11 protein-coding genes and 1 pseudogene are annotated in these 13,350 nt (G+C 43.4%); all 12 read left to right on the forward strand.

The genetic code is table 11. From position 1 onward, the window contains the following. Positions 1 to 211: 211 nt before the first annotated feature. The 12 genes and pseudogenes from RT084_RS04245 (at position 212) to RT084_RS04300 (ending at position 13,302) form a co-directional block, all read left to right on the forward strand. Entirely contained in the window at positions 212 to 877 is a 666-nt protein-coding gene (locus RT084_RS04245) for an NAD(P)-dependent oxidoreductase (protein ID WP_203172306.1), read from the forward strand. Between the two features lie 541 nt (positions 878 to 1,418). Continuing rightward, a complete protein-coding gene (locus RT084_RS04250) occupies positions 1,419 to 2,435 on the forward strand; it encodes an aliphatic sulfonate ABC transporter substrate-binding protein (RefSeq protein ID WP_219331698.1) in 1,017 nt (338 codons plus the stop codon). A 150-nt stretch (positions 2,436 to 2,585) separates the two neighbouring features. After that, complete coding sequence (locus RT084_RS04255; protein ID WP_257619666.1) at positions 2,586 to 3,482, forward strand: ABC transporter permease subunit; 897 nt, start codon at positions 2,586 to 2,588, stop codon at positions 3,480 to 3,482. Then, positions 3,482 to 4,273, forward strand: coding sequence for an ATP-binding cassette domain-containing protein (locus RT084_RS04260; protein WP_312385216.1), 792 nt, complete (start codon positions 3,482 to 3,484; stop codon positions 4,271 to 4,273). Before RT084_RS04255 ends, RT084_RS04260 begins: the two co-directional genes overlap by 1 nt. A gap of 255 nt (positions 4,274 to 4,528) precedes the next feature. Beyond that, positions 4,529 to 4,969 (forward strand): annotated as a pseudogene (locus RT084_RS04265) (MetQ/NlpA family ABC transporter substrate-binding protein); the annotation flags it as partial. 44 nt (positions 4,970 to 5,013) lie between these two features. Continuing rightward, a complete protein-coding gene (locus tag RT084_RS04270; protein WP_282841422.1) occupies positions 5,014 to 6,087 on the forward strand; it encodes a methionine ABC transporter ATP-binding protein in 1,074 nt (357 codons plus the stop codon). Further along, positions 6,080 to 6,727 carry a methionine ABC transporter permease gene (locus RT084_RS04275; RefSeq protein WP_007117073.1) on the forward strand — a complete coding sequence of 216 codons (648 nt, stop codon included), beginning with the start codon at positions 6,080 to 6,082 and terminating at the stop codon, positions 6,725 to 6,727. Before RT084_RS04270 ends, RT084_RS04275 begins: the two co-directional genes overlap by 8 nt. Positions 6,728 to 6,871: 144 nt before the next feature. Further along, positions 6,872 to 7,642 carry an FMN reductase gene (gene msuE, locus RT084_RS04280; RefSeq protein ID WP_312385213.1) on the forward strand — a complete coding sequence of 257 codons (771 nt, stop codon included), beginning with the start codon at positions 6,872 to 6,874 and terminating at the stop codon, positions 7,640 to 7,642. A 218-nt stretch (positions 7,643 to 7,860) separates the two neighbouring features. Further along, positions 7,861 to 8,787: a CysB family HTH-type transcriptional regulator gene (locus RT084_RS04285; RefSeq protein ID WP_062332006.1), complete on the forward strand. Its 927-nt coding sequence runs from the start codon at positions 7,861 to 7,863 to the stop codon at positions 8,785 to 8,787. A gap of 376 nt (positions 8,788 to 9,163) precedes the next feature. Further along, entirely contained in the window at positions 9,164 to 10,372 is a 1,209-nt protein-coding gene (gene ssuD / locus RT084_RS04290; RefSeq protein ID WP_284034756.1) for an FMNH2-dependent alkanesulfonate monooxygenase, read from the forward strand. Positions 10,373 to 10,951: 579 nt separating this feature from the next. Next, on the forward strand, positions 10,952 to 11,521 hold the full coding sequence (locus RT084_RS04295; protein WP_065253417.1) for a hypothetical protein: 570 nt from the start codon (positions 10,952 to 10,954) through the stop codon (positions 11,519 to 11,521). A 197-nt stretch (positions 11,522 to 11,718) separates the two neighbouring features. After that, positions 11,719 to 13,302 carry a Dyp-type peroxidase gene (locus RT084_RS04300; RefSeq protein ID WP_313097712.1) on the forward strand — a complete coding sequence of 528 codons (1,584 nt, stop codon included), beginning with the start codon at positions 11,719 to 11,721 and terminating at the stop codon, positions 13,300 to 13,302. Positions 13,303 to 13,350 lie beyond the last annotated feature (48 nt).

Raw genomic sequence — 13,350 nt, forward strand, 5'->3', positions numbered from 1 at the left:
ATACGCTTAAGGATTGTGTTGAAAGTTGCTTGGTATAATTCGGTTTTAACTATATGAAAAATCAGTAATTGCCCAAAGTCAGATTGATTCATGATAGGTTCTCTATTATTGCCTTTTAGCTAATAATATTTTAGCTTATTATAGACTAATCGTTTGTGAATAAGCGTTTTATAATAGCTTAATCTTAACTCAGTCAAATAAAGGAACAAAAATGAACCCACAAAAAATTGCCGTCATAGGAGCCACAGGGTATGTTGGGAAAGCGGTTGTCAAAGAATTAGCACAACGTGGACATCAAGTTACTGCGTTTGCCCGCCATATTGATAAAGTCGAACCCCAAGACAATGTCACCGCTGTACAAGCTGACGTGATGAGTGCGGATTTTCCACAAAAATTACAAGGGTTTGATGCCGTTGTGAGTGCATATAACCCCGGATGGACTAACCCCAATATTGGTGAAGAATTTACACAAGGTTCTCAGGCGATTATTGAAGGGGGTAAACAGGCAAAAGTACCTTATCTGCTGATTATCGGCGGTGCTGGTAGTTTGTATGTTGCTGACAATAAACAGTTGATTGATACACCAGATTTTCCTAAAGAAATCTTTGACGGTGCCAATGCAGCACGCCATTTAATCCAAGCGTTAACAGACCGTCGTGATGTGAATTGGGCGTTTATTTCTCCGCCTGCCATGCTTGGTGTAACCGCTGGTTATAGTGAAGAGCGTACAGGAGAGTATCGTTTAGGTGACAACCACCTGTTGATGAACGGCGATATACCTGCAGGTATCAGTGTGGCGGATTTAGCGATTGCCATTGCCGATGATTTAGAAAATAAAACCCATCTGCATCAGCATTTTACAGCGGCTTCTATTTGAATGTAACCGACTGACTGAATTTAACTGAATGACTCACAAGGGCAAGGCTGCTATTGTTATGCAGCCTTGTTGCTTGCAAAAATTTGTTTATAATCTTTTCAATAATAATCCAGTGAAAGCCAACCTCACAAACTGCAAGCAGGTATGAGTTGAAACTGAATAATACCCAACACCCTTCAATCCTATCTTCCTTCAATTCCATCTTCAATATAACCTTCAATCCAATCTTAAAGCATACCAAATTTGCTGCGAGTTAAACTAACCTTTTTTTCTACGGATAATAGCTAGCTCTACGGATAACTGCAGTTAATTTATCCACGCTTCCTTTATATATCCGCAAGCTAAAGTATCCGCATTGTAGAGCGGTTAGAAAATTTCTCTATATTCTTATCAATTATAATTATTAAGCTTTGTTATTATTTTGTGGAATAATGTCACCATTCGATGATACTTGATAGGGCTTTATAGCATTTCATATCGAAAAAATGAAAAATTTTGAGGATAAGGACAAATTGTCCTAAATATTGTATAAGGTATTGTAATGAGAAAAGTTTCTGCTCTACTTATTTCGGGGTTTAGTATTAGCTTGCTATTAGCAGGTTGCCAGCAAAATACCACCAAATCTGCCAATGCGGCAACCACCAATGAAGCACAGACCAATGACGCTAAGAGCGGTGATTCAAAACCACTTGAAGAAGTGCGTATCGGATTACAAAGTTCAGGAGCGTTGGTGTATCTGCGGGAAAGTAAGCTGCTTGAAAAGTCGCTCGAAAAATCCGGCATCAAAGTCAATTGGGTGCAGTTTCAATCGGGACCGCCGATGCTAGAAGCGCTAAATACCAACAATATTGACTTTGGCACCACAGGGGACACCCCACCCATTTTTGCCCAAGCCGCGGGTAGTAATCTGGTGTATGTTGCCTATGAAAAACCTTCACCACAGTCTGAAGCCGTCATTGTCCCCGCCAATTCAACCTTAAAGTCAGTGGCTGAATTAAAAGGTAAAGCTGTGGCGGTGACTAAAGGCTCTAGTGCTAACTATACGTTACTAAAAGCATTGGAACGTGACAAATTGAGTTTTGCTGACATAGATGTCAAGTATTTACAGCCATCTGATGCCCGTGCTGCCTTTGAATCGGGGAAACTGGATGCTTGGACCGTTTGGGAGCCTTATCTGTCGAGTGCCAAAATTGAGCTAAAAGCGCGAGTTTTGACCGATGCTACAGGTCTTAAGCCCAATAATACATCGTTTTATTTGGCATCAACGGATTTTGCTCAAAAACACCCCGATGTGGTTAAAGACATTGTCAAAGCCATTGATGAAGCGGATAAAGCGATTACCGCTGACCCGGTAACTTTTAGCAAAATGATCCAAAAAGTCACCAATCTAAAACCTGACGTGGCGTTAGCCTCGGTGAAATCAAGAAATTACGGTGTCAACTATATCACCGATGACATCATTCAAGCGCAGCAGCAAGAAGCGGATACTTTTTATAAAAATAAATTGCTGCCAAAACAAATACAGGTAAAAGATATTGTCTGGTATCCACCCAAGTAAACCCTATTGCTAGTAAAAATATGGCTAGTAAAAAAGGGTAGGTAACCTTTATGACGCTAGCTTGCACTTACTACGTTGAAGCGATACAGCCGACAGTTAGGCTTTTAACAGTTAGCTTAATAAAGATAAATTTGCATTGAGAGATTGTTTATGAAAACGTCAAGTTTTGTTGCGGATAATTCAGTGGTCGCGGCATCAAAGCCGCTACCGACGAAACCGATAAGGGTGAATGCGCCAGTCAAGACATTGTCAACCCGCAAGGTTGTTAAAACCCTATTTGCGCGTACAGGGGGTTGGTGGTTGCCATTACTTATGTTGGCGGGTTGGCAACTGGTAGCAAGTTATCAATTACTGCCTGAGGCTTACCTTAAAAATATTTCGTCACCCAGTGCCGTTCTTCAAGCGGGCTATGAACTCATAAAAAGTGGTGAGCTTTGGCAGCATCTAGGCATTAGTGCGCTGCGAGCGTTTGCTGGGTTGTTGATTGGCGGGTTGTTTGGGTTGGGGTTTGGGCTATTGACCAGCACTTTGCCTGTATTTCGCACCTTATTGGATACCACCTTTCAAATGCTGAGAAACATTCCACATTTGGCATTAATTCCCTTGGTCATCGTGTGGTTTGGGATTGATGAAGCGGCAAAGGTTTTTTTGGTGGCAGTTGGCACATTTTTTCCGATTTATTTGAATACCTATCATGGCGTCCGTAATGTGGATAAACATCTGGTTGAGATGGCAAAAAGCTATGATTTAACGGGCTGGGCATTGTTTAAAGAAGTGATTTTACCTGGGGCATTGCCGAGTATTTTGGTTGGGGTGCGTTTTTCATTGGGCATTATGTGGCTGACGCTGATTGTGGCGGAAACCATTTCGGCCACCACAGGCATTGGGTATTTAGCCATGCACGCTCGCGAATTTTTTCAGATTGATATCATCATGTTTTCAATCTTGGTTTATGCACTATTAGGATTTCTAGCCGATTTTATTGCCAAAAAGCTTGAGTTTGTTTGGCTCAAATGGCACCCCGCTTACCAACAAGGAGCACACTGATGTCAACGCAATTGTCAGCACCATTGTCAGCGCCATCCAGAACGCCATTAAAAACCTCAACAGGATTGGCTTTAAGCTTAACCAATGTGGTCAAAAAATTTGACAATCGAGAAGTCATTAAAAACCTAGATTTGCACATTCAAAGTGGTGATTTTATCGCTATTGTCGGGCACAGTGGCTGTGGTAAATCAACGTTGCTACGTTTACTTGCTCAGTTAGAAACGGCGAGTAGTGGGGAGTTGACCGCCATGTCAATTGCCAATCAAGCAATGTCGCCTCAGGCATGGCGACAATCCACGCGGCTGATGTTCCAAGATGACCGATTATTGCCTTGGAAAACGGTACTGGAAAATGTGGGGCTTGGGCTAAAAATGCCAGATTGGAAAGCGCAAGCGTTGAAAGCGTTAGCGGAAGTCGGCTTGGCAGAGCGAGCTGATGATTGGCCATCGGCATTGTCAGGGGGGCAAAAGCAGCGAGTGGCTTTGGCCAGAGCGATTATTCATCGTCCCCAGCTGTTGCTACTTGATGAGCCATTGGGGGCGCTAGATGCGTTAACCCGTCTTGATATGCAGCAACTATTGGTCAAATTATGGCAAGAACATCGATTTACGGTGATTTTAGTGACCCATGATGTCAGTGAAGCGGTCATTACTGCTGACAGGGTGATTTTAATTGAACGAGGCAAAATTGGACTAGACTTGCCAATCTTATTGCCACATCCCCGTAATAACATGACTAAAACTGCGCCACTTGAGCAAATTGTTCTTGATAAGATTTTAGCGGTGCATTGAGTCTCCCCATCGGCAAATGACAAGCCACTGATACCTTTTGGCACTCTTTGGCACCCTTTATTTAGCAAAAGCCCATTAAAAAATTAATGGGCTTTTTTTATGCTCACATAATCAATCAAATGACATTCTCTTCATCACATTTCTTGCTATAGATAGCAAAATATCTTGGTTATCTTTGCGAAAAAAAATCTTTACCATGATGCCTTATTCAAGCATTTGGCGGTAAGGAATTAGCATGACGGATTTTAATCAGCCATGGTGCCAAACAACCCTGTTAATCAAGGGCGAGCGCTACTACTGCTGCAACAGGCAAAATTAATTGGGCTAAAAGACCCAAATAATTTTCTCTCTAACTTAAACGATATCAGCAGCAATCCAAAACAATTGCAGTTTATTGAAGTCGAAGGGCCGCAGACCGCAAGAGCGGTTGATGATGCTGATTTGGTGTTTAGCTATCCGCATTATTTGCGCTTAGCCAAAACCATTGACCCCAATCAAGCTTTAGTCTTTGATGATACCACCAATAACCGCTATGCGATTTTATTTGTCACTCGGGATGATTTTGCCCAAAAAAATCCTGAACGAGCCGAACAGCTGAAAAAATTTATTCACATTTATCAAACGTCACCCAACGTAAAACAAGTGCTTGACAAAGAAATCGGGGGGAAACTTTGGTTTCCAGGTTGGACCTCGTAATGCGTTAACAAGTTTTAGCCATAACAATTACAAAGGATCATGCTATGCAGTCGTTTACTCATATTACCCAAGATGACAGTCATTCATCACCTCCCTATATCCGAATCGACAAGGTCAATAAGTTTTATCAAGGACAAGCGCAAGCGATTCATGCACTAAAAGATATCTCGCTTGAGGTGCCAACAGGCAAAATTCTGGGTATTATCGGTAAAAGCGGGGCAGGTAAATCATCTTTATTACGCATTATCAACGGCTTGGAGTCGATTAGTGATGGTCATGTTTATATCGATGATAACAATGTGGCAGCACTTAGCCAAGCACAGCTACGACAGCTGCGACAAGGTATTGGTATGATTTTTCAGCATTTTAATCTGCTGTCGAGTAAAACGGTACAAGACAACGTCGCCTTGCCATTAAAAGTCGCCAAAGTAAGTCAGGCTGATATCAATAAACGTGTGGCGCAAGTGCTAGAGATGGTGGGGCTTAGTGATAAAGCATTGATGTATCCTTCCCAGTTATCAGGCGGTCAAAAACAGCGGGTGGGCATTGCGCGGGCGCTCGTGAATGAACCCAAAATTTTATTGTGTGATGAAGCCACGTCAGCACTAGACCCAGAAAGTACCCAGTTAATTTTGCAGTTACTCAAGCAAATTAATAAAAAACTTGGCATTACCATTGTGCTCATTACCCATGAAATGCAAGTCATTCGAGATATTTGCGACCAAGTGATTGTCATTAACCAAGGGCAAATCGTTGAAACAGGACCAGTGTGGAAAGTATTTGCCTCACCCATGCACACCATGACCCAAGAATTACTAGGCTATAATCAGTCATCCATTGATTTGGGTGAGGATAAACTCACCGACAAACACAGTGCCACTCATACTTTGCTCAACCTAAGATACGTTACCCCAAGAAAATCTGCCCCTGATTTAAAGGCAATTTTTGCGCAATTTGAAGCGCCCGTCTCTTTGTATCAAAGTCAAGTGGATACCATTCAAGGCTACTTGGTAGGCAATATCGTCGTTGGCGTCGCAACCACGGGTTTAGATGTCGCGCAATTGACCCAGCGCTTGGGTCATCAAATTTTGCATGTGGAGTTAATCGGTTATGCTTGAGTTGTTACTGACGGGGTTGATTGATACGCTGATTATGGTTGGCGTATCAGCGATTTTAGCGTTTTTATTGGGGTTACCGATCGCATTGGTATTGGTCAATTCAAGCGAGCAAGGTATTGCCCCATCATTTTTGACCAATCTAAGTTTGGGTTGGTCGGTGAACATTGTGCGTGCTATTCCCTTTTTGATATTGATGGTGGCTATTATTCCAGCCACTCGAATGATTGTCGGTACAAGCTATGGTGTGTGGGCAGCCGTGGTACCGTTAACCTTAGCCGCAACCCCTTTTTTTGCTCGAATTGCCGAAGTGAGTCTGCGTGAAGTTGACCCAGGGCTCATAGAAGCGGCACAAGCGATTGGCTGTAACCGTACACAGATTATTCGGTATGTCTTATTGCCCGAAGCATTGCCTGGCATTATTGCCGGGTTTACCGTGACGATTGTCACCATGATTAATTCGTCTGCCATTGCTGGGGCAATTGGAGCGGGGGGCTTGGGCGATATTGCCTATCGTTATGGTTATCAGCGCTTTGATGTGCAAATGATGGTATCAGTCATTGTCGTTTTGGTGACATTGGTGATGTTGGTGCAAGCCACAGGCGATAGTTTGGCTCAATGGGTCGATAAACGCCAATTGTAGCTCTGCAGATTTACCACTTTGATATAGCAAAAAATCAGCTAAATAATGCAGATATTGTTGTTTCACAAACGGCTTAATTTTTCGTTTAATGGGCTTATCGAAATGTCATCGATTTATCTGATTACACTAAATTAAGGAATAAAGATGTCTATCACTCAAAATTTCACTAATCAATCAAATCCAACTATCCCACTCAATATCGTTGCGGTATCGGGTGGGCTCAACACACCATCAAAAACCGAAAGTCTGGTACAAAATATTGTAGATGAATTGGCACAAGCCACGCCCATCAACGTACATTTTATCAAACTTAGTGAAATCGGGCCTTTACTCAGTGGGGCGATTTATCGTAACCAACTGCCAGAGCGAGTACAAAACGACTTGGCAGCGATTGAGGCGGCGGACGCCTTGATTGTAGGAACGCCAGTGTATCGCGCGTCTTTTACCGGATTGTTTAAACACTTATTTGACTTTGTGGAGCAAACCGCGCTTGTGGATGTGCCGGTATTATTGGCTGCCTCTGGCGGTAGCGATCGTCATGCACTGGTTCTAGAGCACCAACTTCGCCCATTGTTTAGTTTTTTCCAAGCCCAAACATTGCCAATAGGCGTGTATGCGACGGATAAAGACTTTACCCCAGAATACACCGTCTCAAGCCAACAGTTGCGTGACCGTATTGTGTTAGCGGTGGCGCGCGCGTTACCGATACTTGAGTGGGCACCCGCCAAAGGCCGACGCGCCCAAGCCATTAAAGAAAAATCAGCGCAAGCCAATCAGCAGTTAGGCATTAATAAACAAGTCGAACAAGCCGAAATATTACCCTCTGTGGCAGTGCCAGATTTATCGAGTGCCGAAGCCAGACTACACCCGCAAACTACTCAATCATCCCTTAAAAACCATCCATCCGTCTCCTAAAGGGCGCATGTCTTAGTGCGTATTAGCTGACATCACCAGCTCAGTATGAGTAAATACAACCCGAGCAACAAACTGCTTGGGTTATTCTAATTTTGTTTTTTTGTGTGAGTGATATATGTAATTTTGGAATATTAATTTGTTTGATAGGCGTTTGTTGTCCTAGGCTGCTCGGCTTACACTAATTTTATTCATTATCGGATTATTTGGGGCAACAGACTATGAATTTTCAACAACTTCGTATTATTCGAGAAACGGTACGCTGTGACTATAATTTGACCGAAGTGGGCAATGCATTATTTACCTCACAATCGGGTGTATCCAAACATATCAAAGACTTAGAAGATGAGCTTGGGGTAGGGCTGTTTGTGCGTAAGGGCAAACGGCTCTTAGGTTTGACCGAGCCGGGTAAAGAATTGTTGGTCATTGTAGAGCGGATGCTACATGATGCCAACAATATCAAAACCTTGGCTGAACAATATACCAGCCAAGATAAAGGCGAATTGACCATCGCAGCCACCCATACCCAGTCTCGTTATATTTTGCCGCCCGTTGTGCAAGCGTTTAAACAGCTTTTTCCTAAAGTGCATTTGCGATTGCTACAAGCCGCACCGCCAGAAATTGCGGCAATGCTACTTGATGGACGAGCGGATATTGGCATTGCTACCGAAGCCTTGTCAAGCTATAGCGAGCTTGTGACTTTTTCTTATTATCACTGGTATCATGCGATTGTGGTGCCGCCAAACCATCCGCTAACCCAGCTTGAACAGGTAACGCTTGCCGACATAGCCCATTATCCGATTATCACTTACATTAGTGGCCATACCGGGCGAACGATGATTGATGAAGCGTTCGCCAAAGCAGAATTACAGCCTGATATCGTGATGACGGCGTTGGATTCTGATGTAATAAAAACCTATGTGGAGTTTGGCATGGGCATTGGTATTATCGCGGATATGGCGTTCAATCCCAATAAAGACACCCAGTTAACATTACTCAATTGCGAGCCGCTATTTCATCAAAATACCACCTTGCTCGCGGTGCGACAAGGGCATTTTTTACGAGGATTTGGCTATCAGTTTTTAGCCTTGTGTAACCCTACGTTAACCCAAGCAACAATGCATGATGCCATACAACCTAGCAGCTAACGCTAAATCCTGATAAGCAAGTTGGCAAAACTTATCGCCTGTTACATCCGATGTAATACGCGTCAAATTCGCTTGTTGTCTCGCTTGCTGTGCTATTTTTAAGATTTGGGCTTGTTTATCTGATGTTGATATCAATTCATTTGACGATAAAACGCTTTATGGTGAAAACTGTAAAGCTTTTTTTATGTCACTGCTTTAGCGATTAAATTGATAGGGTTAGCAGCAAAATTATTAAGTATTTTTTGTGCTAACCAAAGCAGTTTTTGTTATTTTTTATTGCGCGATATTTGCTTTAAGCTTATGGCTACCGATAAACCGCCCATGACAAAAGGCGAGTTATCTTAATCAATTTTTGAGCTTACAAGCAGGGGTTACGATGAAAATTTTTTGGTTTATACCGACACATGGCGACAGTCGTTATTTAGGCACGAGTAAAGGGGCAAGAACCGTTGACCATACTTATATGAAGCAAATTGCCGTGGCAGCCGATAACCTTGGCTATGAAGGCGTGTTGATTCCGACAGGTCGCTCATGTGAAGACCCTTGGCTGGTCGCTGCTAGTCTCATTGATGCGACCACTCGCTTAAAATTTTTGGTGGCATTACGCCCTGGGGTGACGACACCCGCGCTTGCTGCTCGTATGACAGGCACCTTTGATCGATTATCAAATGGTCGATTGCTACTTAATCTGGTCACAGGCGGCGACGAACAAGAGCTTAAAGGCGATGGCATCTTTGAAGACCACGCGACGCGTTATCAGACAGCCAGTGAATACACCACGATTTGGCGAGAGATTTTAACCCGCTCGCACACAGGCGAATCCTTTACCTTTAACGGTGAACGCTTGCAAGTCGAAGATGCCAAATTGCTATATCCCCCTCTACAACAGCCATATCCGCCCTTGTGGTTTGGCGGTTCATCTGAGGCGGCGCAAACACTGGCTGCCGAACAGGTTGACAGTTATTTGACCTGGGGTGAGCCGCCTGCTGCCGTCAAAGGGAAGATTGAGCAGCTTAAAACCAAAGCCGCTGCCAAAGGTCGCACGTTAAGCTATGGGATTCGTCTGCACGTGATTGTGCGTGAAACCAATGAAGCCGCTTGGCAAGCCGCTGATGAATTATTAAGTCATGTCACTGACGACACCATTGCCGCCGCCCAAGCCAAATTTGCCCAAATGGACTCGGTGGGACAACAACGTATGGCAGCCTTGCATGGCGGTCGCCGTGATAACTTAGAAATTTCGCCCAACTTATGGGCAGGGATTGGACTGGTGCGTGGTGGCGCAGGCACGGCACTGGTGGGCGACCCACAAACCGTTGCCGCGCGTATTCAAGAGTATGCCGATTTGGGCATTGATAACTTTATTTTCTCAGGTTATCCACACTTGGAAGAAGCCTATCGGTTTGCTGAATTGGTTTTCCCATTATTACCGATTGACACCCAAAACAGCTTGGTCAAGCCAAATTTGACAGGACCGTTCGGTGAAATTGTCGCTAACAACTATGCACCCCCGCAACAAACCAGCGACACTGCAACCCCAAAAACACCCGCTACTGCCATACCCAAACACGCTATTGCCTCTTAAATTTATTTTAAAGACATATTAAAGGCGTCTTAAATGCTTGTGATAAAACGTGCTAACTAAGGCACGTTTTGCGTCTCGTCTATACCTATCTATATCTATTATCCGACAGAGTACGCGGAATCCACCCTAGCCATGATAAGCATCTTTTAACTGATAGACCTTTTAACTGATAAACACTTTTTTTAAAAGTGGTAGCCAGTTATAGGGTGAGATTAGACCAGCAAGCTACTTTGCTAAAGTTAATCATCAAAGTCCAAGGTCCCAAATTTTTTGAGGTCCCACATAGCAGGAAAAGTGATTTTTCTACACAGATTTTATATTTAAAAGTTAAATAATCTATTAATTGTAATGAGAATTTTTTAAATTAATGCTTCGGTTTTATGGTTTCTAGTATGTCATTTTTTAATCAATAGTTTAGTTTTGTAATTTTATGGGTGATAAAAGTTATTTTAACGCTTTTTGCTTTTTGCGGCTTATATAATAAAAAGGATTTAAATTTTAAATAATAAAACTATGAGATAAATAAATTTAAATCAAGCACTTTACTTAATGATCAACTAACTATAAGGGCAATAAAACATGACAACTGAAAACAACGAAAAACTTTCTTTATTAGATGATGTGGCATTGAAAGCACAAATGCTCATGGCAAACTTCAAAGAGGGCGCTAATGATGGCTATGACCATTCTGTCACCAGTGCCGGTGAAAAGGGCTTAAAATCAGGCAAAGTGTCTGAACTCACCGCCATCGCTCCCTTAACCAAAGATGGGGCAGCTCGTATCAAGCGAATTTTAGAAATCACCAAAGGCAATCTTGCAGGGGCGACCAATGTAGGCACCTTGCATGATTTGCGGTTGGTGTTTTTAGACAATGACACCAAGCTACTGTTTTGTACCGCCTATGATGGCGATTGGGACGCCTACATTAATGACTTTGCTACCAAAATTCCAGAACTCATGGACTTGATTTTTGGCAATGTAGAGGGTTGGCCTGGGATTAAAGACCCGACTGTCAAGCAATTTATCCTTGACCATCAGATTACCGCTACCGGTTGGTATGTGGGTGTGCCTCATCTGACGGTTCGTGATATTGCGCGTAATGACAAAATCGTGCGTGGCATCAATAAAGCCATTGAACAAGCCCAATAAGCCGACTTAGAACCTGTCTTCACTATATCACGTTTATCGTACTATTATAAGCATACTCTGAACGGGCAAGCTTTAGGTTAAAATTTCGATACAAAAGCCATTTGTTGCGTGATTTTTACCACAAGCCATATTTAGCGTGGTGTATGGTGAACAGGTTCTTAGCATCAAATTTTTGAAATTCTCTGCTAGGAACGACCATGAATAACGACAACCCAGCGAATGAAAGCCTACTTGGCAAATTAAAAACCCATCTACAAGATGGTATCGAGCATGGCATAGAGGCCATTAAAGACAAATTTGAACACAGTGATACACCCAGTGAAAAAGGTAGTGTCAAAGAACGGGTACATGAAGCGAAACAAAAAATCAGCACGCAGCTGCACAGCGTCACCACACGGGCAACGAACGCTATCTATCCCAATATCGCCACGATAGAGCTTGAGGATATTCAAGCCATCATCTTGCATGACCGCCCGGCGCCTTACTATGGCACGCTTGTCGCGCTAAAAGTCAATGACAGCAACGCGGGTCGTGAATTACTAAAATCGGTATTACCAAACGTCACAGGCTCAAAAAATTTCCAAAAAGATATGGATGCCAATTTGACCATTGTGATGACGTATGAGGGGCTAAAAGCCTTAGGCTTACCGCAAAGCTCGCTTGATTCTTTCCCAGAAAATTTCAAAACAGGTATGGCAGGTCGCTCCAATATCTTGGGTGACAAAGGCGATAATGACCCTAGCAACTGGCTTGCGCCATTTGGTGATAAAGGCGATATTCATATTTGCGGCGCGGTGATTGCCGATAGCCAAGAAAAATGGCAAGCCAAACTTGCCGAAATTAAACAGGCGTTTGCCCCTTATCTAGATGCCAGCCGTAACGCCATCGAAATCTTGGTGGAACATGATTTTGGCGCAGAGGGTGACGTCAAAAACGTGTTTGGTTATCGCGATGGTATCAGTAACCCAGAAGTTGATGGCAGTGGTATCAGCCTTGAAAATAACACCGAACGCCCGATTGCGGCGGGTGAATTTGTGTTAGGTTATAAAGGTGAAGCGGGCGTGGTACCCCCCATGCCACAGCCTGAAGTATTGGGAAAAAACGGTTCGTTTATGGTACTGCGAAAATACCGCAGTAATGTGGCTGACTTTCACCGCTATTGCCTAGAACAAAGCGACAATGACCCAGCTAAAGCCGATAAATTGGGGGCAAAAATGTTCGGTCGCTGGCGTTCGGGCGCTCCCATCACCCTAAGCCCAGATCACGATGATGAAGCCCTCGGCAAAGACAATGTAGCAAACAATAAATTTGACTACACGGATGATCCCTATGGCAAAGGCTGCCCATTTGGTGCCCATGCTCGCCGTATGAACCCACGCAATACCAAAGACTTTATTCTAAGCGATGTGCGTCTTCATCGTATTATCCGCCGTAGTGTATCGTATGGCGATATCGTGCCGCCCAACGTGACCCAAGACGACGGTCAAGAGCGGGGTTTATTTTTTATCGGTATCAACGCGCATGCCATGGACACGCTTGAGTTTTTGCAAAGCCAATGGATTAATGACGGTAACTTTATGAACCTTGGGGAAGAACGTGACCCAATGCTAGGCGTACACGCAGGTAGTGACGCTGATAGCGATGTATTCACCGTACCCGATGAGCCAATTCGTAAGCGTCATACCAATATTTTGCAATTTAATACCCTACAAGGCGGTGAATATCTTTTTGTACCAAGCTTGTCGGCACTTAAATGGATTAGTGAGCTTAACGAAAATTAATATTAGCGTAAAACTAAATAAAAAAAGGTTAGGAGCTTTTAGTACACC

Origin of the sequence: Moraxella sp. CTOTU48717 (genome assembly GCF_032057165.1) — a bacterium.
GTDB lineage: Bacteria > Pseudomonadota > Gammaproteobacteria > Pseudomonadales > Moraxellaceae > Faucicola > Faucicola tetraodonis.